The sequence below is a fragment of the Sneathiella sedimenti genome, assembly GCF_017313765.1.
GTDB classification, from domain to species: Bacteria; Pseudomonadota; Alphaproteobacteria; order Sneathiellales; family Sneathiellaceae; genus Sneathiella; species Sneathiella sedimenti.
The window spans coordinates 285,809-308,369 of record NZ_JAFLNC010000002.1 but is presented as its reverse complement, the minus strand read 5'-3'; the positions used below and the strand labels follow the sequence as shown (position 1 = coordinate 308,369).

General features: G+C 55.6%; 21 protein-coding genes. 2 read left to right on the top strand and 19 right to left on the bottom strand.

Features of this window, described 5'->3' with window-relative positions; translation table 11 throughout:
- Window positions 1-3: 3 nt before the first annotated feature.
- The 10 genes from J0X12_RS06610 to hemP all read right to left on the bottom strand — a co-directional run bounded on the left by J0X12_RS06610 (window position 4) and on the right by hemP (window position 9,216).
- Window positions 4-1,263 carry an NAD(P)/FAD-dependent oxidoreductase gene (locus tag J0X12_RS06610; RefSeq protein WP_207043460.1) on the bottom strand — a complete coding sequence of 420 codons (1,260 nt, stop codon included), beginning with the start codon at window positions 1,261-1,263 and terminating at the stop codon, window positions 4-6.
- Window positions 1,264-1,350: 87 nt separating this feature from the next.
- Window positions 1,351-2,115 (bottom strand): heme ABC transporter ATP-binding protein, encoded by a 765-nt coding sequence (locus tag J0X12_RS06605; RefSeq protein WP_207043458.1) that lies wholly within the window; start codon window positions 2,113-2,115, stop codon window positions 1,351-1,353.
- A complete protein-coding gene (locus J0X12_RS06600) occupies window positions 2,112-3,107 on the bottom strand; it encodes a FecCD family ABC transporter permease (RefSeq protein ID WP_207044729.1) in 996 nt (331 codons plus the stop codon). Before J0X12_RS06600 ends, J0X12_RS06605 begins: the two co-directional genes overlap by 4 nt.
- 44 nt (window positions 3,108-3,151) lie before the next feature.
- Window positions 3,152-3,985, bottom strand: a complete 834-nt coding sequence (locus J0X12_RS06595; protein WP_207043456.1) for a heme/hemin ABC transporter substrate-binding protein — start codon at window positions 3,983-3,985, stop codon at window positions 3,152-3,154.
- Complete coding sequence (locus J0X12_RS06590) at window positions 3,982-4,413, bottom strand: ExbD/TolR family protein (protein ID WP_207043454.1); 432 nt, start codon at window positions 4,411-4,413, stop codon at window positions 3,982-3,984. Before J0X12_RS06590 ends, J0X12_RS06595 begins: the two co-directional genes overlap by 4 nt.
- Window positions 4,410-5,018 (bottom strand): MotA/TolQ/ExbB proton channel family protein, encoded by a 609-nt coding sequence (locus J0X12_RS06585; protein ID WP_207043452.1) that lies wholly within the window; start codon window positions 5,016-5,018, stop codon window positions 4,410-4,412. Before J0X12_RS06585 ends, J0X12_RS06590 begins: the two co-directional genes overlap by 4 nt.
- Window positions 5,008-6,099 (bottom strand): hemin-degrading factor, encoded by a 1,092-nt coding sequence (locus tag J0X12_RS06580; protein WP_207043450.1) that lies wholly within the window; start codon window positions 6,097-6,099, stop codon window positions 5,008-5,010. The genes J0X12_RS06585 and J0X12_RS06580 overlap by 11 nt, the downstream gene beginning before the upstream one ends.
- A gap of 15 nt (window positions 6,100-6,114) precedes the next feature.
- Window positions 6,115-6,975: an energy transducer TonB gene (locus J0X12_RS06575; RefSeq protein WP_207043448.1), complete on the bottom strand. Its 861-nt coding sequence runs from the start codon at window positions 6,973-6,975 to the stop codon at window positions 6,115-6,117.
- Window positions 6,969-9,005, bottom strand: a complete 2,037-nt coding sequence (locus J0X12_RS06570; protein WP_207043445.1) for a TonB-dependent hemoglobin/transferrin/lactoferrin family receptor — start codon at window positions 9,003-9,005, stop codon at window positions 6,969-6,971. The genes J0X12_RS06575 and J0X12_RS06570 overlap by 7 nt, the downstream gene beginning before the upstream one ends.
- Window positions 9,006-9,087: 82 nt before the next feature.
- Complete coding sequence (hemP, locus tag J0X12_RS17575; protein WP_420497059.1) at window positions 9,088-9,216, bottom strand: hemin uptake protein HemP; 129 nt, start codon at window positions 9,214-9,216, stop codon at window positions 9,088-9,090.
- A gap of 357 nt (window positions 9,217-9,573) precedes the next feature.
- Here hemP and J0X12_RS06560 point away from each other — a divergent pair, with 357 nt between their 5' ends.
- Together J0X12_RS06560 and J0X12_RS06555 are read left to right on the top strand one after the other, a co-directional pair.
- Window positions 9,574-10,350, top strand: coding sequence for an SDR family NAD(P)-dependent oxidoreductase (locus tag J0X12_RS06560; protein ID WP_207043444.1), 777 nt, complete (start codon window positions 9,574-9,576; stop codon window positions 10,348-10,350).
- 27 nt (window positions 10,351-10,377) lie between these two features.
- The gene (locus tag J0X12_RS06555; protein WP_207043442.1) at window positions 10,378-11,625 is read left to right on the top strand and encodes an acetyl-CoA C-acetyltransferase; all 1,248 of its coding nucleotides are present in this window, start codon (window positions 10,378-10,380) and stop codon (window positions 11,623-11,625) included.
- A gap of 70 nt (window positions 11,626-11,695) precedes the next feature.
- On the opposite strand, the gene J0X12_RS06550 is transcribed toward J0X12_RS06555, so the two are convergent.
- Genes J0X12_RS06550 through J0X12_RS06510 form a run of 9 tightly spaced genes read right to left on the bottom strand, consistent with a single transcriptional unit; the run spans window position 11,696 to window position 22,561 of the window.
- Window positions 11,696-13,036: a metal-dependent hydrolase family protein gene (locus tag J0X12_RS06550; protein ID WP_207043440.1), complete on the bottom strand. Its 1,341-nt coding sequence runs from the start codon at window positions 13,034-13,036 to the stop codon at window positions 11,696-11,698.
- Between the two features lie 12 nt (window positions 13,037-13,048).
- The gene (locus J0X12_RS06545) at window positions 13,049-13,819 is read right to left on the bottom strand and encodes an alpha/beta fold hydrolase (RefSeq protein ID WP_207043438.1); all 771 of its coding nucleotides are present in this window, start codon (window positions 13,817-13,819) and stop codon (window positions 13,049-13,051) included.
- A 3-nt stretch (window positions 13,820-13,822) separates the two neighbouring features.
- Window positions 13,823-14,689 (bottom strand): fumarylacetoacetate hydrolase family protein, encoded by an 867-nt coding sequence (locus J0X12_RS06540; RefSeq protein WP_207043436.1) that lies wholly within the window; start codon window positions 14,687-14,689, stop codon window positions 13,823-13,825.
- Window positions 14,689-16,191: an SRPBCC family protein gene (locus tag J0X12_RS06535; RefSeq protein WP_207043429.1), complete on the bottom strand. Its 1,503-nt coding sequence runs from the start codon at window positions 16,189-16,191 to the stop codon at window positions 14,689-14,691. Before J0X12_RS06535 ends, J0X12_RS06540 begins: the two co-directional genes overlap by 1 nt.
- A 1-nt stretch (window position 16,192) precedes the next feature.
- Complete coding sequence (locus J0X12_RS06530) at window positions 16,193-16,630, bottom strand: SRPBCC family protein (protein WP_207043427.1); 438 nt, start codon at window positions 16,628-16,630, stop codon at window positions 16,193-16,195.
- A 2-nt stretch (window positions 16,631-16,632) separates the two neighbouring features.
- On the bottom strand, window positions 16,633-18,690 hold the full coding sequence (locus J0X12_RS06525) for a flotillin family protein (RefSeq protein WP_207043425.1): 2,058 nt from the start codon (window positions 18,688-18,690) through the stop codon (window positions 16,633-16,635).
- A 14-nt stretch (window positions 18,691-18,704) separates the two neighbouring features.
- Window positions 18,705-19,538: a phosphoenolpyruvate hydrolase family protein gene (locus J0X12_RS06520; RefSeq protein WP_207043424.1), complete on the bottom strand. Its 834-nt coding sequence runs from the start codon at window positions 19,536-19,538 to the stop codon at window positions 18,705-18,707.
- Window positions 19,525-21,777 (bottom strand): Tm-1-like ATP-binding domain-containing protein, encoded by a 2,253-nt coding sequence (locus J0X12_RS06515; protein WP_207043423.1) that lies wholly within the window; start codon window positions 21,775-21,777, stop codon window positions 19,525-19,527. The genes J0X12_RS06520 and J0X12_RS06515 overlap by 14 nt, the downstream gene beginning before the upstream one ends.
- The gene (locus J0X12_RS06510) at window positions 21,770-22,561 is read right to left on the bottom strand and encodes an ABC transporter ATP-binding protein (protein WP_207044724.1); all 792 of its coding nucleotides are present in this window, start codon (window positions 22,559-22,561) and stop codon (window positions 21,770-21,772) included. Before J0X12_RS06510 ends, J0X12_RS06515 begins: the two co-directional genes overlap by 8 nt.

Here is a 22,561-nt window from a genome sequence, read left to right as displayed (position 1 = left end):
CCCCTAGAACCGACTTGGCGAATATGAAGAGAGATCAACGCCGTTTTCAATCCCCATCACCAGATCTGACACAAGTTTCGCTGTTCCTGCGGACTGGGTCAAACCAAGATGGCCGTGCCCGAAAGCATAGGTGATGCGGCGGGACCGACTAGCAGGGCCGATAACGGGGATCGAATCCGGCAGGCTGGGCCGGAAACCCATCCACTGCCGTCCGCCCTCGATTTTAAGATCGGGAAGAAAACCCTTCGCCTTGTTGAGCAGAGCATCCGCCCGCCGATAGTTTGGCGGCAGTTTCAGCCCGCCGAGCTCCACCGCACCGCCGACGCGAATACCGCTCGATAACGGAGTCACGACAAATCCATGCTCCTCGAAGGAAAGCTGCCGCTTGAGATCAAACGCGTCGACAGGGAGCGTCGTGTTATACCCCCGCTCCGTCTCCAGCGGGATATGATCGCCAATTGTTTTCGCCAGATGGTGAGACCAGGCTCCGGCGGAAACGACGATATGATCCGCCGACAGTTCTTTTCCATCTTTCAGCACAACGGAAACGCTCACCGCCCCGTGCTTAAGCGCGACTGCCTCCGCAATAACAATCTCGCCGCCCTTTGCTTTAAAGAATTCACCCAGTTGAACCGTGTAGTCCTTCGGATCGGAAATGCCATACCAGTCATTTGTCGCGATGGCGGCGACAAAGCGCCTGTCAATGCCGGGTTGGTATTCTGCGATCTGATCCGGGTCGGTTAGCGGCGTGAATTTGCTCCCCCGCTCCTCCCTTGCGTGCCAGACAGGCAAATTCTCCTCGAATGATTTGCGATGTTCATAAAGCTGCAAATTACCGTGCTGGCGCAGCATATTATGAGTTCCCGTCTGCTCCATGAAGGGAACAAGCCGCTCGCGCGATACGGTCATCAATGTTGTTAGTGCTTCTATCCCCGTCTTCACCTGTTCAGGCCGGCTCGCCCGCAGAAAACGCAACATCCAGGGGAGAATCTGGATGGCATAGGGCAGCGGAACGGACAGCGGGCCCAGCGGATCCAGAAACCATTTTGGCGCCTTCCGTATAATGCCGGGGGAGGCAACGGGCGACGCATCGGAAAAGGCAAAGGCGCCTGCATTTCCTTGAGATGCACCGGCCGCGACACCGCTCTTGTCCAGAACAGTGACGTTAGCGCCCTTTGCCTGAAGCTCGATCGCGGAGGTGATACCGATTATTCCAGCCCCGATCACGATGACTTCCGGGCTTTTCTTTTCCTGACCTGACATTTCGCCCTTCCAACAGCCCGCTCAACCCAGTGGCAAGGCATGTTAGTCCAAAGTCCTCCTTCCCAAAAGTGGAGAATGACAGATAGGCTATCCGGCGAGATCCATGCCGAACCTCATGGCGGCATATTTCATTGGAAGATCAAATATCTCGGCAATCGTATCGGCAGTGATCAGGTCCTTGGACGTTCCGCCACCACGGATCCAACCCTCGCGAATGAAGAAACAACGATCCGTGCAGTGATAGGCTAGATTGAGATCATGCATGACAATGATGACCGTCAGCTTCTTCTCCGCAGCCAGCTTTTGCACCAGGTCCATCAACTGATGCTGATGCCTCAAGTCAAGGGCGGATGTCGGCTCATCCAGAAAGAGGCAGGCTCCCTCCTGCTCCCAAATCTGCGACAGCACCCGCGCGAACTGGACGCGTTGCTGCTCTCCGCCGGAAAGCGTCGGATAGGATCGATCCCGAAGATGCCGGGCGTCAACAAGATTAAGCGCCTCATCGGCTATTTCGGCATTTGATGCAGTGGTTTTCTCCAAGGAATAGGGATTGCGCCCCATCACGACGATTTCATGCGCCGTAAAGGGAAAGCTGATCGGGTTGGCCTGGGACAGAACCGCGCGCTTCCGTGACAGCTCCGTTAGGGAAAAATGCTTGAGATCCTTTCCCGCGAGTAACACCCGTCCCTCATCCGGCTTGAGCGCACCGGTCAGGCATTTAAGCAGAGTTGACTTCCCCGCACCATTAGGCCCGAGGATGGCCGTCACCTCACCCGGTTTGAACGTCGCATAGACATTCGCGAGAATGCGCTGTCCGCCAATGGAATAGACGATGTTTTCTGCGTCAATCACAGGCCGAACCTTCCGGAATATTGCTTCACCAGCAGCCAGAGGAAGAATGGCCCGCCAATCATGCTGGTCAGGATTCCGACCGGCATCTCTGCGGGAGCCACGACAGTTCGCGCGAACGTATCGGCGATCAACAGCAGGATCGCCCCCAAAAAGGCGGAGGCCGGAATGAGAAGCCGGTGATCCGGCCCCAGTGTCAAACGGACCAGATGCGGCACCACAAGACCGACAAACCCGATGATCCCGCTGACGGAAATCGCCGCACCGACAGAGAGCGCGGTGCAGATGACGATGGTCCGCTTCAGCCTCTCCACCTCGACACCGAGGTATCGAGCTTCACTCTCCCCCAGCAGCAGCACGTTTAGCTCTCGTGCATTCCGGACGAGGATAACCGCAGAAGGAATGATAATTGTCGCAGCAACGATGACGGAGATCCACAACGCACCGCCGAGACTGCCCATCGTCCAGAAGGTCAGGGTCCGAAGCTGCTGATCATCACTCAAATAGGTCAGAAATCCCACCCCTGCCCCCGAGAGCGCATTAATCGCAATGCCGGTCAGCAACATGTAGGTAACGGAGAAAGTGCCGGTCAGCCTGGCAAAACGAAAAATCACAAAACAGGCGACGAGCGCGCCCGCGAAGGCGGCAACGCTCAAGGCATAAAGCCCCAGATATCCGGCAATCGGTCCGACCAGCACGATGACTATTGCCACGGCAAGCGCGGCGCTGGTTGCGATGCCAATCAAACCGGGATCCGCCAGAGGATTGCGGAACAACCCCTGCATGGCAGCACCGGATAGGGCCAGCGCGCCACCGACAATCACCGCAAGCAGCACGCGCGGCAACCGGATGGAATTCAGGACCGCCATCTGCTGATCCGTCAGGGAGCCACTTACAATCTCGGAAAGCGGGATTGAAACAGCTCCGATGGACGCGGATATCAAGGCAACCACCAGCAGAAGAAGGCCCAGTAGCGGGAATACCGAAATCTTCATTTTCCTGAAGGAAAACGGCGCACCGGCTGCTCTGTCGTTCAGGCTCATTGGCTATTCAGCCTGCCATTAAGTTCGAGGGCAGCTTCGGCCGTCCGTGGTCCGAAGCCGAGCAGCAAAAGGGCATCCATCGCAACTACATGCCCGTTTTTCGCTGCTGGCGTGAGCGACACTCCCGGAGCCGCCAGAAGCGCCGCTTCGCCCCCCGATTGCTCCAGCCCCTGCGTTGTCACCAAGAGAATATCAGGAGCCAAACTCGTTGCCGCTTCCGGGGAGAGTGGTTTGTACCCGTCATACCCCGTTACGGCGTTTTCAGCACCGGCCAGCTTGATAATACTGTCCGCCGCGGTTTTTGATCCGGCCACCATCGGGGCGCCACCGCTATGCTGCAGAATAAACATGACCGACTTGGAAGATTCTTGCGCGGCAATCGCCTCCTGCAGTTTCGAGACTGTGCCGTCTATTTCAGAGATTAGACTTTCCCCTTCCCCCTGTTTTTCAAGGGTTTCAGCAAGAATTTTGATGTTCTTTTTCACATCGCCAATCGTTCGCCCGGCCTCGAGCACCAGCATGGTGACACCGGCAGATTTCAACTGTTCAAGAACCGTTGGAGGACCGGATTCTTCAGACAAGATAACGAGATCCGGGCTGAGGGAGAGAATTCCCTCCGCGCTCAAGGCGCGCATATAGCCGACCTTGGGCGCTGAGGCTGCGGCGGGCGGGTAGTAGCTTGTGGTATCACTGCCAACAACCAGATCACCGGCGTCCAGCGCATAGATTGTTTCCGTGAGTGCGCCCCCAATGGAGACAATCCGTTTCGGGGCATCCGCATGGGCCGCCGTGGAAATAAACAGGCAGAGAAAAACAATAATTCTGATCATGGATTTGTTTCTTTTTGCATAAGAATATTGGCGGCCTCAATCCCCTGCGACTGCAGGTATGTGAGCACCTTGAGTAATTTTTCGATTGAAATCTGGCGATCCCCGGCAACGATGATTTCATGTTCCGGTCGGGCGGCCCGGCTTTCCTTGATCGCTTCTTTCAGTTCGACGAAATGATCGAACTCTTTCCCGTCCAGAGCGTAGGAGCTTTCCCGAATTTCCAGCATGATATGCTTCGGTTCATTGAGCTGCTCCAACTCCTCCTCCACGGCCAAGGGAAGCTGCAGATCAAGCGACCGCAGAACCGTTCCAACTGTCAGCAGGAAGAACACCAAAAGGATAAACAGAATATCCAGCATCGGCGTAAGGTCAGGCGCCAAGTCCCGCAGAGTACCCCCATGCGAATCTTCAGGTTGAAGCGTTATCATGACCGCCGCGCCTCTGTTTTCAGGGCAACGACCTCGGACGTGGGCTCATGCTTTGCCATCTCGAAGGAAAGCGACAGACGATTGAGTTCCAGACAAAAGCCTTCCAGCTGCCGGTCACTGAACGCGCTGAAGAAATGCGCCATCAACAGCGCGGGCAAGGCGATCATCAATCCTGCGGCCGTGGTCAGCATCGCTTCCCACAGCCCGTCGGCAATAAGCGCCGGAGAGACAGGGCCCGTCTGCACGGAGATGACCTTGAACGCCGCGATAATGCCGAGAATGGTCCCAAGCAGACCAATGATCGGGCTGATCATGCCGATCAGCCGTAGCAATTTGATCCCGTTATAGTACGGACGCCGGAAATCATTCAACGCAACGCCGACGAGTTCATCGCGCACCACCTTTGGCTGGTTCTTGTTTGCCCACAGATAATCGGCGAGTTGTTCATACCGAATTTTTGACCTGACCGCCGCCCGAAAAATGAAAAATAGCCGCTCCAACCCGACCGCACCGGCCAGGATGGAGCATATGGCAAGCGGCCATGCCATTATTCCCATTTGGGAAAACCAGTAAGGAAGCGCGAATGAAAGCCATTCAGGCAACATTCGATACCTCCTGGCGCGGCAGGCTCTCGACAATTTCACGCCATCCGCCCAGTTCCGGTATGCCGGGCTTCCTCTTGCCAAAAAAGGTCACGATCAGTTCGTTGTTCTTGTCGAAAACTTCAACAGCGGTGATTATCCCGTCTGCGGATGGTTTTTTCGTAACCCAAGTGTGGCTGATTCCGGTCTCATCCAGATGCAGGTTAAATTTGGGGTCGAGGACATTGAACCACCCCCCGGCCTCTACCAGCTTGTTGACTGGGCCGGTATGAATCTGGATGCAGCCCTTATTGCCGACAAAGACCATAATCTCGCATTCACTGTCCCGCGCCCGGTCGAGCACCAGCCGAGCTGCGCTGTTATCAAGCTCAGCGGCGAAGTCCGTGCCGATCTTTTTCAAGGCCTGAACGCGCCCCACCTTGAACTTCCGGAGCATGGGAAAGAAATCATGAGTGTCTTTCAGATTCTCCCAGGCGGAACGGAAGCCTTCCCAGTCGACTTCTGAATCCGGGCGTTCCTCCGGTTTTGGTTTTGCCCCTTCAATTTCGATTGACGCAACCTGTTCAGCGTGGCGATGCATTGCAACCAGATCATCATAGGCGGCCTCTTTGGAATGATTGGTGAGGTAGATTTTATGGATGGCCTCGCCCATTCCGTCGAAGAACTGCAGGCTCTTGCGAGCGCCAGCCTTTCCGGTTTCGGTAACGGCAAAGGCATGTTTCCAATGCGTCATGAACAGGCGAAGGTCGATGTCGGGGTTCACGAACAAACCCGTCGTCATCGGACCGTGCTTAAAGAAGCTGGCATTCTCATAGACGCCCTTTCTTTCATGGACGCAATGTTCATTCCGGGTGAGCGCCATCACCTCTCCTAGAGAGACAGCAGATTTCAGGATAGCTTCGGCGTCATCACTTAAGCGGATAGCCTCTTCTCCGACCCGAGCGGCCACCAACTGCCCTTCGGATATCCCCATTTCACGGGCCGCGTTCCGTGCGCGCATCCCATTCTGTTCTATAAGTCTTTCATACTCCGCTCGAATTTCCTCCGGCGTTAGCTCTGCAGCGGTTTGACCTGTTTTGCTCATCTTTCTTCTCGGCTCCTAATGGATAACAAAATTGACAGGAACACGAACCCAGCTGACCACCGCATTCCCATCCACGCTGGTCGGTTCGAATTTCCATTTCTTGACGGCCGCCATGGCCGCCATATCAAGCAGGCGATGCCCTGATGACTCGGCGATTTTCAGCTCCCTCGGGGCGCCGTTCGGCAGGACTTCCGCATGCAGCGTCACCGTCCCCTGCTGTCCAAGATCCAGCGCCCGGCGCGGATAGGAGGGTGGCACCTGTTGACGATAACGCGCCTCATGTATGACGGTTGCGTTGTCCTCTCCCCTGTCTTCACTGGTCGCCGGAAGGGACGCAACAGTCACTGGCTGAGGCGTAGGTTTTACTTCGGGCTTGATGGCCACTTGTTCAGCGATCACCTTATCCGGAACTCTTTCAATCACTTCCGGAACCACCTTCGTCACATCAACCGGCGGAAACGTTTTCGTCTCCACGGGCGTTATCTTGGTCGCGACAGGCCGAACCTTGGGACGCGGAACCGGCTGGATTTTCGCTTCCCGTACAGGTTCGGCCTGCGGCTGCGGTTGCTTGTGTACGACCGCAACTTTCTCTTGTGCGAAGGGGGTCGTGACCACAGGTTTGGGACGAAACATCTCCGCTGTTGTTGAGGGGGCCGAATTTGGCTGTAACTTTGTTTCAACCGGCGGGCTGGAGACCGCCGGCCGGGCCAGCGTCATCAGATTTACCTTCAGGGCAGGTACAGTGAAGACCGGCTCTATTTTCGGCATCGGCTGGACCAGCGACAGGAGAAAGGCGTTCGCACAGACGGACAGGCCAAGAAAGACAACCCATTTCTTGCCCCAATCCGCCGGATGTGCGAACGCCACCCCTACCATTTATAGGCCACCCTCACGTTGTAGCTGCGCCCCTCTTCGTAAAGACCGGCATAGGCTGTCGTGTAAGCCTTATCGAGGATGTTCGAAACGCCGAGATCAACGGTCAGGGTGTCAAGGCCTTTCTCCGTCGGGATCCAGCGATAATAGACGTCATAGACGGAGTAACCGGCCGTCGGCACCTGCGAGCTGGAGACCTTGTCATTCGCCGCAGCAAATCGTCCACGAAGACCGATAATACTGTCGATTTCATCAGCGCTGTAAGAAACGTCGGCAACTAGGGTGAGCGGCAGATTATTGGATAGATATTCCCCTGTGTCCTTGTTCTCCGCCTCAACATAGGAAAGACCGAGTTTCGTCGTCACCGGGTGGAGATTATACTGCGCATCCACTTCGAAACCGGACAGGCGGGCATTCGGGATATTGACATACTGCGTTGTTCCGCCGGCAGTATTCACCACCTGGGTGATAAAATCGTCCCCTTCGCTGATAAACCATGATCCTTTCACGGCCACCTTGTCATTGTCCGTAACGAAGTTGTCGAAATTTAAGCCGGCGCCGACTTCAAAGGTCACAACCGTTTCGGGCCGCAAGTCCGGGTTGGGCACAAAAAAGTTTGCCGGGAAGAAGGGCGGCACGCCCGGAAAATGTTGGCCAGACGCGTATAATTCCGTGAGGTTTGGGGCCCGGAATGCCTGCGCCAGACTGCCAAAGAACATCACATTCTCATTCGGCAGATAGCTCGCCGATATTTTCGGGGAGACCTTATGCTCGCTTTGGGAATTACCGGCATCGTCGCTGCTACGGTAGGAATCGAAACGTGCCGCCGGGATAATCAGGAACCGACCCGCAGAGGTCATCAGATCGACTTCATCCTGCAGGTAGAACCCGTAATTGGTGGCATCTGCATTGGGAACCCCCGGACGCGTGCCACCGCCCGTGATCGTACCTGTTTGATCATCATGATATATTTCAAAGCCGTATGAGAGCGTGTGTTTTTGTGTTTCGCTTGCCGTCAACACAGTCTGATTATCTGCCGTAAAGCCGATGGTATCCATGTCGCGCGTTTGCACACGCCCCAAATTCGTTCCGGAGATATCTTCTTCACGCACTTCGGTGGTGTTGTAGTAGAGATGAAGTTTCGGGCTGAGCCAGCTATTGCCCGGATCCTCAAACGCATATTTGAGACCGAATTGATTGTCGTTGACCCGCTTGTCCACCACTGGGTTGGAAGTCGAGATAGCACCGCCGCCATTATTCGGCTCTTGCCCGTCATTATGGAGACCCTGATAAATAAATTTCAGGCTGTTAAAGTCGTTGAAACTATAACCGACCTTGAAGGTTCCCGAGATCAGGTTGTCTTCAGAAATCAGCTTATTGCCATCACCCTGCTCGATATCCCCGGAATTTCGAAGGGCGGCGATACCGATAATATCCAGGGCCCCGGTCCGGCCGTAGGCAGAGACCACTGGCGAATATTCCTCATTCGCCGTTCGATATCCCATTGACGTGTAAACACCCCAGTCCTCGCCGGGCTTCAGCATGTCGGCCGCATCCTTGGTATCAAAGGCCAGCACACCGCCGATCGCTCCGCCGCCATAAATGGATGAGGACGCACCCTTCACAATCTCCACCCGCTTGAGGAGAGACGGGTCGATAAAAAACCGGCCATCATGCGCCGCCTCGAAATTCTGGCGGCGACCGTCGATAAGGGTGATAATTGCCTCGTTATCAAACCCACGGATGGAAACCGTTTGCCCGTTCCGGCGAGGCCCGCCCGCCACTTCGACACCTGGAGTGAATTCGAGCAGATCCCCGGTATCCCCGGCCAACGCATTTCCCGGCGCATCGGTATCGATATTCGACGTCATTGCCGGCACCTCGAAGGAGGATTGCGGCGTACGGGTCGCATAAACCGTTACCGCGTCCAGCGACACGGTCGGGGAATTTTCCACCTCTGTGGCAAAAGAGGACGTAAGACAAGTAGTAGAGAGGAGCGCGCCCAGACAGGCAAGCGGCAAAGTTCGACGCATAACAACAACTTTCAGTTTATGTCGCGTTTGCTTGCTGCCTGGCTGCCGAAAATTTCGGTTGGCTGGGTGGCGGGCTAATGGCTTATTTCGTTAAGATCAGTTTTCCATTTCCAGTAAGCCGCAATTTGTATGTTTCACCGTTATGAGCGATCGTGAGTTCCTTGCTGCTTGTGAACAAATCACCGCTTTGCAAGGTTTCATCCTCAAGCATAATCATCCGCTTATTGCTTTTGCGACCGGATTGATTATCCAACATTTCTAGACCGTTCTTTTCGTAAAATATTACAGTATCTTGGCTTGTTTATAGGAATGATTATCAATAGCGAAGATAAGAGTCAACTGCTATTTGCGAATTATTCTCAATAAGGGAAATTTACAGATCAGAATGGATAAGCCCCTATCTACCCGGTGGCAGCTTTCGCTTTTTTCTATCTTTATGACATCTCTCTGCTTAAATTAGCGTGAGATAAAACTAAACCAATGTGCCGGGGCAATAACACTATAAGTTTAATACGCTGCGGGACCAAATTCTCTGAACAAGAAGATCAAGAAGGGAGATAGAGCGACAATGAGACTTGATGGAATAACCGCGATTATCACTGGTGGGGCTTCCGGCCTTGGTGCCGCAACGGCGCGCAAGCTGGCGGCTGCCGGTGTGAAAGTTGGCATTTTTGACTTGAACGAGGAACAGGGTAACGCGGTTGCAAGTGAGATCGGGGGTGCCTTTGCCAAAGTAAACGTCACCTCGGACGAGGATGTCGATGCAGGGTTCAAATCTATTCGCGCAAAACTCGGACAGGAAAGAATTCTGGTCAACTGCGCCGGGACAGGGAATGCCTTCAAAACAGCGAGCCGGGACAGGGAAACCGGGGAAATAAAGCATTTCCCGATGGATAGGTTCGAGATGATCATCCAGATCAATCTTATCGGCACCTTCCGTTGTATTGCAAAGTCCGCAGCCGGGATGATGACCCTCGATCCAATCGACGGGGAACGCGGCGTGATCATCAATACGGCCTCGGTTGCGGCAGAAGACGGGCAGGTTGGCCAGGCCTCCTATTCCGCCTCGAAAGGCGGGGTTGTCGGCATGACACTGCCCATTGCCCGTGACCTCGCGCAGGAGCACATCCGGGTCAACACGATCCTGCCGGGCCTGTTCGATACGCCCTTGCTGCAAGGTGCGCCTGAGAAGGTGAAGGCCGCTCTCGCGGCGCAGGTCCCGAACCCGTCACGACTCGGACAGCCGGAGGAATATGCCTCTCTTGCCCTTGAAATGTGCCGGAATGGATATTTTAATGGCGAAGATGTTCGCCTTGATGGTGCCATCCGCATGGCTCCCCGATAAAGACAACCAATAACAAGGATCAAAAAAATGACTGAAGCCTATATTATAGATGCCTGCCGCACCCCTCGCGGTGTCGGCAAGGTTGGCAAGGGATCCCTCGCCCATCTTCACCCCCAACATCTTGGCGCAACTGTTCTTGGTGCTCTTGCTGAACGGAATGATTTCAATACTGCTGATGTCGATGACATTATCTGGGGAACCTCCACGCAAGTTGGCAAACAAGGATATGACCTCGGCCGGATGTCAGCCCTGTCGGCAGGTTACGACATCAAAGCCTCCGGGATGACACTCGACCGTTTTTGCGGCTCAGGCATAACCACCGTCAACCTCGCCGCCGCCCAGATTATGTCCGGCATGGAAGATCTGGTCATCGCAGGCGGCACCGAAATGATGAGCTTTACCGCCTCAATTGCGGATCCCAATAATCCGGCAATGCTGGACGGCGGAAATCTGGATCTTCGTGAAAGCCATCCTCAGTCACAGCAGGGCGTTTGCGCCGACGCCATTGCGACATTGGAAGGAATAGACCGGAAAGCCGTCGATGAACTCGCCGTTGAAAGCCAGAAACGGGCTGACAAGGCGATTCAGGAGGGACGTTTTGACAAATCAATTATCCCCGTGAAAAACAAGGACGGCTCGATTGCCCTTGACCGCGAGGAATTTCCGCGTCCCAGCACCACGATGGAAACTCTGGCGGGACTAAAGACTGTCTTTAACATGTTCCGCGATATTGTAGTCGACGAAGCCGGGAATACCTATGGCGGCCTGATTACGCGTAAATACCCGCAAATCAAGGAGTTTGACCATGTGCATCATGCGGGGAACTCCTCGGGGGTTGTCGATGGCTCGGCTGCTCTTCTGCTTGCATCCGGTGATTATGCCAAGAAGCATAACCTGAAGCCGCGCGCCCGCATTATCGCGACAGCCAACATGGGAGACTGCCCGACACTGATGCTGAATGCCCCGGTTCCGGCCGCAAAGAAAGTGCTCGCCAGGGCTGGCCTTACACCCGATGACATTGACCTCTGGGAAATTAATGAGGCTTTTGCGGTCGTCGCTGAAAAATTCATTCGCGACTTGAAGCTTGACCGGAGCAAGGTGAATGTGAATGGCGGGGCGATGGCCCTTGGTCATCCCATCGGTGCGACGGGATCAATCCTGATTGGCACGCTGCTCGATGAGCTTGAGCGGCAGGATAAAAAGCGCGGACTGGTGACAATGTGCGCGGCCGGTGGCATGGCCCCTGCAATCATTATCGAACGTCTCGATAGCTAGACATAAAACCTTTCAGGTTCGGGCGAAGCGGCGGAAAATGTTGCTTCGCCCTTTTTAGTGGTCGCAATCCTTACGCGCTTACCCGTAATCCCATGCCCATGTTTTCCGGCGCCTTATGGAACTTGCCGTCCTTCATGATCGCTACGAGACGCTTCCTATCCTGAAGAACCTTGACGTCCCGCGATGGATCCCCATCCACCAGCAGCATATCCGCAAGATACCCCTCACGGATCATGCCGAGTTCATTACCCATTTTCATCATTTCGCCGCCGATTTTTGTTGCCGCGAGTATGGCCTCCATCGGCGTGAACCCAAGCAAGTCGACAAAATACTCCAGGTCTTTCGCGTTCGTTCCCATCGGCGTCCAGGCAAACCCGTAATCCCCCCCGATCGCCAGGCGAATGCCGCGCTTATGCATTTTTTTCATGCTCTCAATGGCATGCTCCAGCTCCCGCTCATAGGCTATGGTCAGCGGGGTCCCCGGCTTGATGCCGTAATCGCCCGCATTTCGCGCAGTATTGATCAGCCAGGCAAGGCCCGGAGCAACAATATGCTTGTCTTTTGCGGCCTCCAGCATGTCGAGCGCCTCCTCGTCGGTGAAGGAGGCATGATAGATCGTTTCAATCCCGTATTTGACACAAAGCTTGATCGACTCGGCGGAACGGGCATGCGCCGCGAGTGACCGGCCGCGCCGTTTCGTCTCAGAAACCGCCATGGCAATTTCCTCATCCGACATCTGGTTTTCCTCCGCCCCCATACCGGCGACTTCCTCACCCGAGAGGTTGAGCTTGATCGTGTCGTTGCCCCATTTGATCATCTCCCGCACCTTTCGGCGGACTTCCTCAGGGCCGGATACTACGATGCCGAGGTTCAGGCCTTCATGCTGGATATGGGGCGGCGAGGCATCACCAAGGCCGCCTGTCGTTGTTATTTCAGGACTTGCCGCCGTATAGCGAGGACCCGGGAACCGGCCCGCATTGATGGCATCCCGAATGACGACATCGAGCCGTGGTTTGGCCGCCGCCGCGCCGCGCCCGGCCGTGAACCCCGCATCAAGAACGATCTTGGCCATTTCGACACAAACAAGGACATGCTCTTCCAGCGGCATCATCTGGATCGGGTCAACACCCGGTGCGTTGTTCCAGCTTAAATGCAGATGCGAGTCGATCAGGCCCGGCATCAATGTCATGCCCCGACCGTCAATGCGTTGGCTGCTACTTACAGCGCCCCAGCTCGAGCCCATGCCGGACCGGTTAATCGACTTAATCCGGTTGCCGGACACGGTGACTTCACCTGAATAGGGCGCCTCCCCCGTCCCATCCAGAATGCGGACATTGCTGAAGGTTATGTCGGAACTCCCGTTACTTCCGTTACTTCTGCCGCTCCAGTCAGTGAATATATTTTCAGCCATGATTTAGTCTCCCTAACTAATGCTGTTGGCGTCGAGATGGGCTCGGAGCAATTCAGCGGAACGCGCCGGGGCTTCCATCATCATCCAATGGGCCACCTCCGGTATGATTTCTAATTGTGCCCGGGGTAATTTTTGTTTCATTTGTTCCGCCATCGCGACAGGTGCCACGGGGTCTGTTTCCCCCGCGATAAGCAAGGTGGAACAGGTTATTTTCGCAAGGTCCGCCGCCTCTACGCTACTGAGTGCAAGACAATGTGCTGCATATCCATTGGCATCCTGCCGCAGCAGACTTTCCCTGACAAAAGCAGCGGCAACGGGCTTGCCTGCCGAGACACTCGCTTTGTGAACAGCTTCCGCTATTCCTGCCATCCCCTCCCGTGTCGCTGTTGCCGCCCGTTCATTTAACCCGGTGCGCGCCGCCGCCGGAGGCTCCAGGATTGGTCCGAACAAGGTCAGGCTTTGCACCATCTCCGGGTGATCAACCGCCAGATACTGACACACAATGGTGCCCATGGAATGACCGACAAAATGCGCCTTTGCGATGCCCGCAGCCTTCAGACAATCCTGAACGGCTGTTGCCAGCCCCGCTATGCCGGGCCGGCCCGGTCTTAAAGAAGATCGCCCTGCCCCCGGGAGGTCCGGGCGCAAGACTCGATACCCGTCAAGTGCCGAAATCAAGGTCTGAAAGCTGTTTGACGTTCCGCCAAGGCCGTGAATCATCACCACGGCCACACCGTCTCCCTGATCCTCGATTTTCATGCTGCCAACTGAAATATCGGACATGGACTAGAAAGCCTCCACCGGATTTTCCAGCGTCCCGATTCCGCCGATTTCAACGCGAACCTTGTCGCCGGGCTGGAGGTACTTCGGTGGATTAAAGCCAATGCCGACGCCCGCTGGTGTGCCGGTTGCGATAATATCGCCCGGCTGCAGCGTTATCCCGTTGGAAATTGCCGCAATAATCGTCGGAATATCAAAGATAAGCAGGCCGGTATTGGAATCCTGCCGCAATTCATCATTGACCCAGCATTTCACCGACGTGTCCGCCAGGTCAATTTCATCCGCGGTGACCGCCCAAGGGCCCATGGGACAGAAGGTATCTTGCGATTTGCCGATTAGCCACTGGCTGTGAAGCCCCTGCAGATCTCGCGCCGTTACATCATTGACTACCGTGTATCCCCAGACATGCGACAAAGCCTCTTCCTTGGAAATGTTCCGGCCAGCCTTGCCGATAATCACCGCAAGCTCCGCTTCATAGTCAATGGCCGTGGATACGGAGGCATCAAGACGGATCGGCGCCCCGTTTGTCACAACCGTTTCCGGCAGCTTCGAGAACACGATCGGCGCCTCGGGAACTGTGCCTTTCGCCGCAGAACTATCGAATCCCGACGCTGCGAACTCCTTGGCATGTTCATGATAGTTCTTGCCGACGCAGAAAATATTACGTGACGGACGCGGCACCGGAGCCAATAGCTCGACCTCGGACAACGGCACCGTTTCCATCGCCTTTGGCAACGGTTTCTCAATCAGGGCGACAACACCTTCGGTCCTGATCGAGGCCTCCGGAATGTCGAAGCATTCTATCGCGCTATCATCTTCGACGACACGCCCAACACAGGTTTTGCCCTTCCAGTTAAAAACGGCGAATTTCATTACTTACCTTTCTGATAATCGTCAGGAATTAATACGCTTGATCCGGTTGTTTCACGGCCTTCTAATGCGCGATGTGCATCTGCGGCCCGGGACAGCGGATACTGCTGTCCCACTTCAATGGAAATGATATGTCGCTTGATGGCGTCGAATAGCCGATTGGTGATGCCAATGACCTTTTTACGCGTGTCCGTATAATGACCAAAATTCGGGCGTGAAACCGTTGCCGACTTCGACGCGAGGGAACTGATGTCACGCGCGCCAATATCACCCGAAGCCTGACCGAAGCTGATCAGGTGTCCGCATGTCGCGAGGGCTGCTACGGAATGATCGAAGCTGTCCTTTCCCACGGCATCATAAATCACATCCGCCCCATGGCCCTTCGTGATTTTCATCACCTGTTCCTCCAGGCTTTGTGGGCCGGGCAGGACAACATGATGCGCGCCAGCTGCCCGGGCAATACGGGCTTTTTCCTCGCTGGAGGTTGCGCCGATAACGGTTGCGCCAATGCTATTGGCCCATTGACAAAGAATACGGCCGATTCCCCCCGCCGGCGCATAGACAAGAACGTTATCGCCCTTCTTGACCTGATGCACCCTATGTAGAAGAAATTCTGCCGCCATTCCTTTCAGAAGGCCCGCCGCGGCCTTTACGTCATCAATGTCATCAGGGATCGGGATGACAAGATCTGCCCACATGGTCCGGACAGAAGCATAAGCGCCGACCGGCGGGCAGGCATAACCAACCCGTTGACCCGGCGACAAATGACGCACGCCTTCACCCACCGACTCGACGATACCGACGGCTTCCATCCCGGGAACACCGGGGGGCTTAAGGAGATCAAAATAGCCCGAGCGGCAATAGACATCGATGTAATTAACGCCAATGGCTGTTTGCCGAAGGCGAACCTCACCCGGCCCCGGAGCTTCTGCCCTGACCTCAATCGGATGCAGTTCCTCTGGTCCACCATAACGATTGATACCGACCGCCATCCCTGAAATAGCGGCACTGTTTGCAGCCGCCATTGATTGTTGCGAGGACTTAAAAGATTGTTGCGATAACGGCCGGCTTTTCGTCAGGCGCGTTCGAACGGCCTCAAACCCGGCTTCATACACCCCTTCGGCCACCAGTTTGGCGAGTTCCTGTTCCCGACCTTTTGGCGTTTCGAATTTAGACGTCCAAGACCAGAATGTGCGGTTCCCGTCCGTCACCGGTCTCAGGGAGACTTCCGCAATATAATTCTGTAGCGGGATGTCACTTTCAACAATCGCATACTGGAAGCTGTGGTCGGCGTCGGACATCGACAGTAATTGCTCCCGCAGATGTTCCCCTGCCGTCAGCTCGAAATTCCGGACGGCACTCACCTGATCGGTTCTCTTTCCGCCGTCCAGATGGCTCCGCCGGACTGCCGGATGCCATCGATCATGGCCGTTGAAATCCCTGAGGATCTCCCAGACCGCCTCGATCGGTGCCTCTATGACTGTGCTGCGGCGAACGGAAACCAATTTAGCCCCCTATCCGGCTCTTCAGCGAGGTTAATCCGCCCAGAAAGACATTTGTGCCGATATGATTGATCAGTTCCCGCTCCCGGTCCGGTGCGCAGTCAAACTCCGCTGACCATTCTGCAAAGGTATGACCTCCATCGGTGATCGGAATCAGCTTAACCGTCGACACATAATTCTCGACACCCATCGGGCTTTCCAAAATGGCGTAGGAAAAGCTGTAATCGAAATCGGACAGCGCCAGCAGTTTCTCCCGGATGAAACCACCATCTTTCAGACGGAAGGCCCGCACGCAGCCTATTTTATCAGACGGCAACCCCTCCTCTATCCGGCTATCTACGACAAATGGCGTCCAGTCCGGCAGCGCGTTAAAGTCACGAATGACTGACCAGACGCGGTCTGCCGGTGCCGGAATCACAGTCGAGGTGTAAACGCTGGGCATTCCTAGTCGTCCTCACTCTTGTCCGATTTAGCGTTCTTGGCGAGAGACTGCGCATCCTTGGCGGAACGGAAAATATCCCCCATTTTCGTCACACCCGGATTTTCAACACCGATCTCGCGCATCATTTCGTCGATCAATGGCGCCTGAGCCCTGTACCGGAGGGCACTTTCGATGACCTCGTCGGTTGGCGAACGATGGCTGTTGCCTCCCCCGCCGGTCATCCCGTCGACATGCAGTATCTTGATGCCTTCGATATTTTCCATCGGCTTGACGCTCTCGCGCACGATGCCTTCCAGGCGATCCAGCATCTTGGACCTCAGGCGTCCGGCCCGTGCATCTTCGCTGAGAATGTTTTCTGCCTCATTCTGCAACCGTTGCGCTTCCGCCTGGACAGCGGCGGTGATCTTGTCGGTTTCCGCCGCAATCCTGGCCGTATCCGCGTTCTTCTCGGCCAGCAACCTATCGACGGCGGCGATCCGCTCCGCGATAACCGTCTCCCGAATTGTGGAAACCTTCTCGGCTGCTTCAACAGCCTTGGCTTCTGCCGCCTCCGTTACAACACGGGTATCCGCGACCGACGCCTGTTCTTTCAGGATCAGTATCTGACGCTCGATTTCCGCAAGTTCAAGCGCCTGATCCCGTTCAATTTCCAACCGTCTCAGGTCACGCTCCTTCAATATGCGGGCTTCGTCGAGGCCGCGTTCGGAAGCAATTCGCGCCCGTTCAAGTTCTTCCTGCGCCGAGATTTCGTTCTCTTCAATCTGCTGGCGGAAGGAAATCTGCTGCGACCGCAGAACACGGTCACGTTCGATACGGGCCTTGTCGAGGATCTGCTCTTGCGCAATCCGCGATGACTCGATGGCTTTCTGTGCAGCAATCTTCGCCGTTTCTATCTGCTGGTTTCGGGCGATATCCCGATTTTCCGTTTCCTCTTCAGCCATGATCCGGGCTTCCTGCAGCAACCGTTCGGAGACAATCCGCGCCCGTTCAACATCTTCATTCGCAGAAATTTCGGCAGAGTCGATTTCATGACGTTGCTGTATCTGCTTCTCCCGGATCATCCGGTCGCGATCAATACGAACAGCTTCAAGTTCCTGATCCTGCGCCACGCGCATTTTCTCGATTTCTTCCTGAGCCTTAATCTCCGCCGCCTGCAAGGCACGCTGCCGGGCAATTTCAATTTCACGGGTTTTCTGCTCATTCAGAATGCGGGATTTTTCCGCTTCGGCTTCTTTTTCCGACCGCGTATGAGTGATTTCGGCCCGTTGCATGGCCCGCAAGGCTTCCAGTTCACGCTCCTGGTTAAGGCGGGAGCTTTCGCTTTCCTGTTCAAGCTTCAGGGTTTCCTTCTCCGCCTCCAGATTGCGGGCGCGTATGGCGACCACAGAAGACTGCTCTATATCATTGCGAAGTTTCCGGCGGGTTTCGATCGTCTCAATCAATTGGGTGAGGCCCTCGGCGTCAAATCGATTGGCGGGATTGAAAAACTCCAGCTCCGTCTGATCGAGGTCGGTGATGGCGACTGTCTCGAGTTCCAGTCCGTTGCGTGCCAGGACGTCCGCTGCACGTTCATTCACACGGTCAACGAACTCGCCGCGTTTTTCATGCATCTCATCGAGCGACATTTCCGCCGCGACAGACCGCAGTGCACCGACGAACTTTCCCGAAAGAAGATCGGCAAGCGCTTCAGGGGACATGGTTTTTCGTCCCAAAGTGGATGCCGCGGCCGCGACCGCCTTTTTCTCCTGGATAACGCGGACGAAAAATTCCGCTTCGATATCCACGCGCATGCGGTCTCTCGTAATGACGGCCTCTTCCTTCGTGCGGGTAACAGGTATCCGCACCACATTGAGGTTGACCGGGGTTACTTCGTGAATAATCGGCAGAACCAACGCCCCGCCGTTGATGACAACGGTTTCCCCCCGGAAGCCTGTGCGCACGAAGGCCACTTCCTTCGTTGTTCGGTGGTATAGCCAGTGTAGAAGATAGGCGATCACCGCGATGACTATGATCGCGATGATAAGCCACAAAATTGTCGAGCCAATCACGCTGGTTGTCATTCCTTCAACCTCCCTTAACCTAAGCTCAAAGCCTTGAAGGCTTCTGTCTGTTTCGTCATCGCCACTTCTGTCGGCAAACGCTCCATTGAGGAGGCGCCGTAGAATCCATGGCATATTTTCGCATTATCGAGGACATATTGCGCATCCTTCGGCATTGAGACCGGTCCGCCATGCACAAGGATAATGGCTTCGGGGTTTACATCGAGGGCCGCCGCGGCCCACCGATCCACCAATGCCGGACAATCCTCCAGCTTAAGTGCCGTATCCGCGCCGATGGATCCCCCGGTTGTGAGCCCCATATGGCATACGATGATATCCGCCCCTGCTGCGGCCATGGCCGCCGCCTCTTCCTCGCAGAAGACATAAGGCGTTGTGAACATGTCTTTCTCGTGGGCGAGACGGATCAGTTCCACTTCCTGGGAATAGGACATCCCCGTTTCCTCTAGGTTGGCACGGAAAGTTCCATCGATCAGACCGACTGTCGGGAAGTTTTGCACGCCTGAAAAACCGATCGCCTTGACCTGATCGAGGTAGTTATCAAACTGGCAGAAAGGGTCGGTTCCATTGACCCCGGCCAGCACGGGAGTATGCTTGACGACCGGCAAGACTTCTTGCGCCATTTCCATGACAATTTCATTCGCATTGCCATAAGCCAGAAGGCCGGAGAGAGACCCGCGGCCCGCCATGCGATAACGACCAGAATTATAAATAACAATCAGATCGATCCCGCCCGCTTCCTCGCATTTTGCGGAAAGCCCGGTACCGGCGCCACCGCCGATTATGGGGACACGCCGCCGTTTCATATCCTGGAATTTCTTGACCAACTCCATTCGTTCAATACGCGGCATTACGCTTGCTCCTTGCGATTGGGTAAATTTCTTCGAGTGCGGCAATAACGGCCTGGGTAAAGGCCGGTTCGTTAATATGATAAGGGGTTCGGATCAGGCGGCGTTGCGCTGTCTCCCGGAAGCGGGAGGTCAGCGCATCGAAAAGCGCGCGGTTGGCTTCCGGATCATGGAACGGCTGTCCCGGCGCATCGAGCGCGGAGACTCCGCCTTCCGGGATTAAGAACCGTACCGGGCCTGTCATCTGGTTCAGCTTGTCCGCAATCCACTCTCCCATCCGGGCATTTTCTGCGGCCGTTGTCCGCATCAGTGTGATTTGCGGGTTATGCTCGACAAACTTTCTGTCACGGTAACGTTCCGGTACCGTGTTTCTTGCGCCAAAATTGACCATGTCCAACGCCCCAACAGAGCCGACATATGGGACGCGGGTACGGATAAAGGCATCAAACCGATCTTCCGTCGCGGCGAAGAATCCGCCCATCATCATGTCGCAGATTTCGGTGGTCGTGAGATCGATCGCCGCCTCAAGCATGCCGCTATCGACCAGCTTTTCCATGGAGCGACCGCCTGTTCCGGTCGCGTGAAAGACCATACATTCAAAATGATCCTCCAATTCCGCGGTCAGCTGTTGTATCGCCTGGGTGGTCACGCCAAACATCGTCAGCCCCAGCCCAGGCTTGTCATTTTTGGATAGCTTCGCTTCAGGGTGCTTCTTCGCGTCCATAACCATGCCAGATATCGCGTTGGCACCATTGGCAAGAACACGGCGGGATATCTTGTTCAGCCCCTGCACATCCGTCACCGAATACATCATCATGATATCCGTTGGTCCGACATACTGGCCAACTTCACCAGAGGCTACCGTGGAAATCATGACTTTCGGTATGCCCACAGGAAGCTGTCGCATGGCCGGCGTTACAAGTGCCGTGCCGCCTGACCCGCCAGCGGAGATAATGCCGCCCAATCCTCGCTGACGCCGGATCCAGTTCTCAAAAGCCTCCGCCATTGCGCGCACGGATTTTCCCCGGTCGCCAGTAAAGACGGCACTTGCTCCCCCTGGATGGTAGGCCGCCACCATATGTGGCGGAACATCTGCGGAGGACGGTTTTTGCGTCGTGGAAAGATCAACCGTCCTCACCCGCAGGCCATGGCTGGCGACCTTATCGCGAATATAGGAGAGCTCGACTCCCTTGGTGTCAAAGGTCCCGACAACCAGCACATCATCTCCCGACATTGCATCAAAAGACAGTGGCGGCTCCTTGAAGAGAGGCTCCGGGACAACATCGAACGGGCGCGCCGCTTGCGGGCTGTTGTCCGGCTTCGACACCCTCTCCTCCCACGCGGTTCGGGACCAGCGCGTCGGCGACTTGTAGACTACTGTCTTGCGAATTGGCTCTTTTTCTTCCGGTACCGGAGTGTCTTTTTCATCCGAAACACGCGGTTCCTCTTTTGGCGGTTCGCCGACTGCCGATGTTTCCGGCAATTGGGGAATTTCAATCTCATCATGAGAATGCCGTCCAACGCCAAGAAGGCGTTCCTGCAGTGCGCGGTCCGCGGCGAGTTCACCTGCCGGCATCACACGGCTTATGCGACCATTCGCCATAATCGCCACATCTTCCGATATGGAAGTGGCGACCGAGATATTCTGCTCGATCAACAGGATCGAAACATCCGCGTCGGCGGCAAGCTCCGCCAGCAGCTTTTCAACCTGATCGACAATGACCGGGGCCAGACCCTCGGTCGGCTCGTCCAGGATCAACAGTTGCGGGTCCTGTAACAAGGCGCGCGAGATGGCGAGCATCTGCTGCTCCCCGCCGGAAAGCTGGCCGGCCCCATTGCGGCGACGTTCAAATAGCCGCGGGAATGTGTCGTATATGCGGTCAATGGTCCATGCCCCCGTCCCCTCGCATAACTTCAGATGTTCGTGAACAGTCAGCGATGTCCAGAGCCGTCGCCCCTGCGGTGTGTATCCGATGCCACTGGAAGCGATTTTATAGGGCGGCAGTCCGGTAATTTCGTCTCCCTGATAACGGATGGATCCGCGCCGGATCGGCAGCAGGCCCATAATCGCGTTGCAAAGAGTTGTCTTGCCCATGCCATTGCGCCCGACCACGGCATGAACGCCATGATCAAGTGTGAGGTTCACCCCTTGCAAGGCGTGGGATTGTCCGTAATAGACATGCAGATCCTTAATCTGCAGGACGGCCGACGGTGTGGAGCGGCGATTGTTGCGATCAGCCATGACCGCCTCCGTGACCGAGGTAGAGTTCCTGCACTTCGGCGTCGTTCTCGATTTCCTCAGGCGTTCCCTCTTTAAAGATGCGTCCGTTATGCATCATCGTCACCTTCTCGGAGACTTTCAGCGCGACGTCCATGTCATGCTCAATAATGATAAATCCGATATGCGCCGGAAGACTTTGCAGAATTTCAACAAGCAGGGTTCGCTCCGTCGGGGAGAGGCCGGCAGCTGGTTCATCGAACAGAATGAGGCGCGGCGCGCCGGAAAGGGCGAGCGCAATTTCAAGCTGTCGTTGCTGTCCGTAGCTCAGTTCAGCCACCTGCTTGTCCTTGACATCGTCAAGATGGACCGCCTCGAGCAAAGACTCCGCGAGTTCCATTGAACTGTCGTCTTGTTTTGGCCGTCGCAGCGAGAACCGTCCGCGCGAAACCCCTCGGCAGGCCAAATAGGTGTTGTCCAGAACGGTTAGGCCGTTGAACAATAGCGAAATCTGGTAGGTGCGACGAAGGCCGCGACGGATCCGCTCATGACTGGGCAAATCCGTCACATCCTCGCCGAATAGCCGGACCCGACCTGTTGTCGTCGGGAAATCTCCGGTGATGGCATTAAACAGTGTCGTTTTACCGGCACCGTTTGATCCCAGAACCGCACGTCTCTCCCCCGCCTTGACGGACATATTGACATCCGCCAAGGCCACCAGCGCACCGAAATGGCGGCTAACAGCTTCCAGCTCCAGCGCGAACTGGCCAGTGCTTTGTAGTCGGGAGAGAGCGTCGGTTCCGGGCAT

Excerpts from the sequence above, each read along its gene's own strand:
- J0X12_RS06555 (WP_207043442.1), top strand. The coding sequence starts at position 10,378 with ATGACTGAAGCCTATATTATAGATGCCTGCCGCACCCCTCGCGGTGTC.
- J0X12_RS06585 (WP_207043452.1), bottom strand. The coding sequence starts at position 5,018 with ATGTTGCCTGAATGGCTTTCATTCGCGCTTCCTTACTGGTTTTCCCAA.
- J0X12_RS06545 (WP_207043438.1), bottom strand. The coding sequence starts at position 13,819 with ATGTCCGATATTTCAGTTGGCAGCATGAAAATCGAGGATCAGGGAGAC.
- J0X12_RS06575 (WP_207043448.1), bottom strand. The coding sequence starts at position 6,975 with ATGGTAGGGGTGGCGTTCGCACATCCGGCGGATTGGGGCAAGAAATGG.
- J0X12_RS06570 (WP_207043445.1), bottom strand. The coding sequence starts at position 9,005 with ATGCGTCGAACTTTGCCGCTTGCCTGTCTGGGCGCGCTCCTCTCTACT.
- J0X12_RS06610 (WP_207043460.1), bottom strand. The coding sequence starts at position 1,263 with ATGTCAGGTCAGGAAAAGAAAAGCCCGGAAGTCATCGTGATCGGGGCT.
- J0X12_RS06520 (WP_207043424.1), bottom strand. The coding sequence starts at position 19,538 with ATGCCGCGTATTGAACGAATGGAGTTGGTCAAGAAATTCCAGGATATG.
- J0X12_RS06580 (WP_207043450.1), bottom strand. The coding sequence starts at position 6,099 with ATGAGCAAAACAGGTCAAACCGCTGCAGAGCTAACGCCGGAGGAAATT.
- J0X12_RS06510 (WP_207044724.1), bottom strand. The coding sequence starts at position 22,561 with ATGCCCGGAACCGACGCTCTCTCCCGACTACAAAGCACTGGCCAGTTC.
- J0X12_RS06525 (WP_207043425.1), bottom strand. The coding sequence starts at position 18,690 with ATGACAACCAGCGTGATTGGCTCGACAATTTTGTGGCTTATCATCGCG.
- J0X12_RS06515 (WP_207043423.1), bottom strand. The coding sequence starts at position 21,777 with ATGGCTGATCGCAACAATCGCCGCTCCACACCGTCGGCCGTCCTGCAG.
- hemP (WP_420497059.1), bottom strand. The coding sequence starts at position 9,216 with ATGCTTGAGGATGAAACCTTGCAAAGCGGTGATTTGTTCACAAGCAGC.
- J0X12_RS06590 (WP_207043454.1), bottom strand. The coding sequence starts at position 4,413 with ATGATAACGCTTCAACCTGAAGATTCGCATGGGGGTACTCTGCGGGAC.
- J0X12_RS06600 (WP_207044729.1), bottom strand. The coding sequence starts at position 3,107 with ATGAAGATTTCGGTATTCCCGCTACTGGGCCTTCTTCTGCTGGTGGTT.
- J0X12_RS06550 (WP_207043440.1), bottom strand. The coding sequence starts at position 13,036 with ATGGCTGAAAATATATTCACTGACTGGAGCGGCAGAAGTAACGGAAGT.
- J0X12_RS06540 (WP_207043436.1), bottom strand. The coding sequence starts at position 14,689 with ATGAAATTCGCCGTTTTTAACTGGAAGGGCAAAACCTGTGTTGGGCGT.
- J0X12_RS06530 (WP_207043427.1), bottom strand. The coding sequence starts at position 16,630 with ATGCCCAGCGTTTACACCTCGACTGTGATTCCGGCACCGGCAGACCGC.
- J0X12_RS06560 (WP_207043444.1), top strand. The coding sequence starts at position 9,574 with ATGAGACTTGATGGAATAACCGCGATTATCACTGGTGGGGCTTCCGGC.
- J0X12_RS06595 (WP_207043456.1), bottom strand. The coding sequence starts at position 3,985 with ATGATCAGAATTATTGTTTTTCTCTGCCTGTTTATTTCCACGGCGGCC.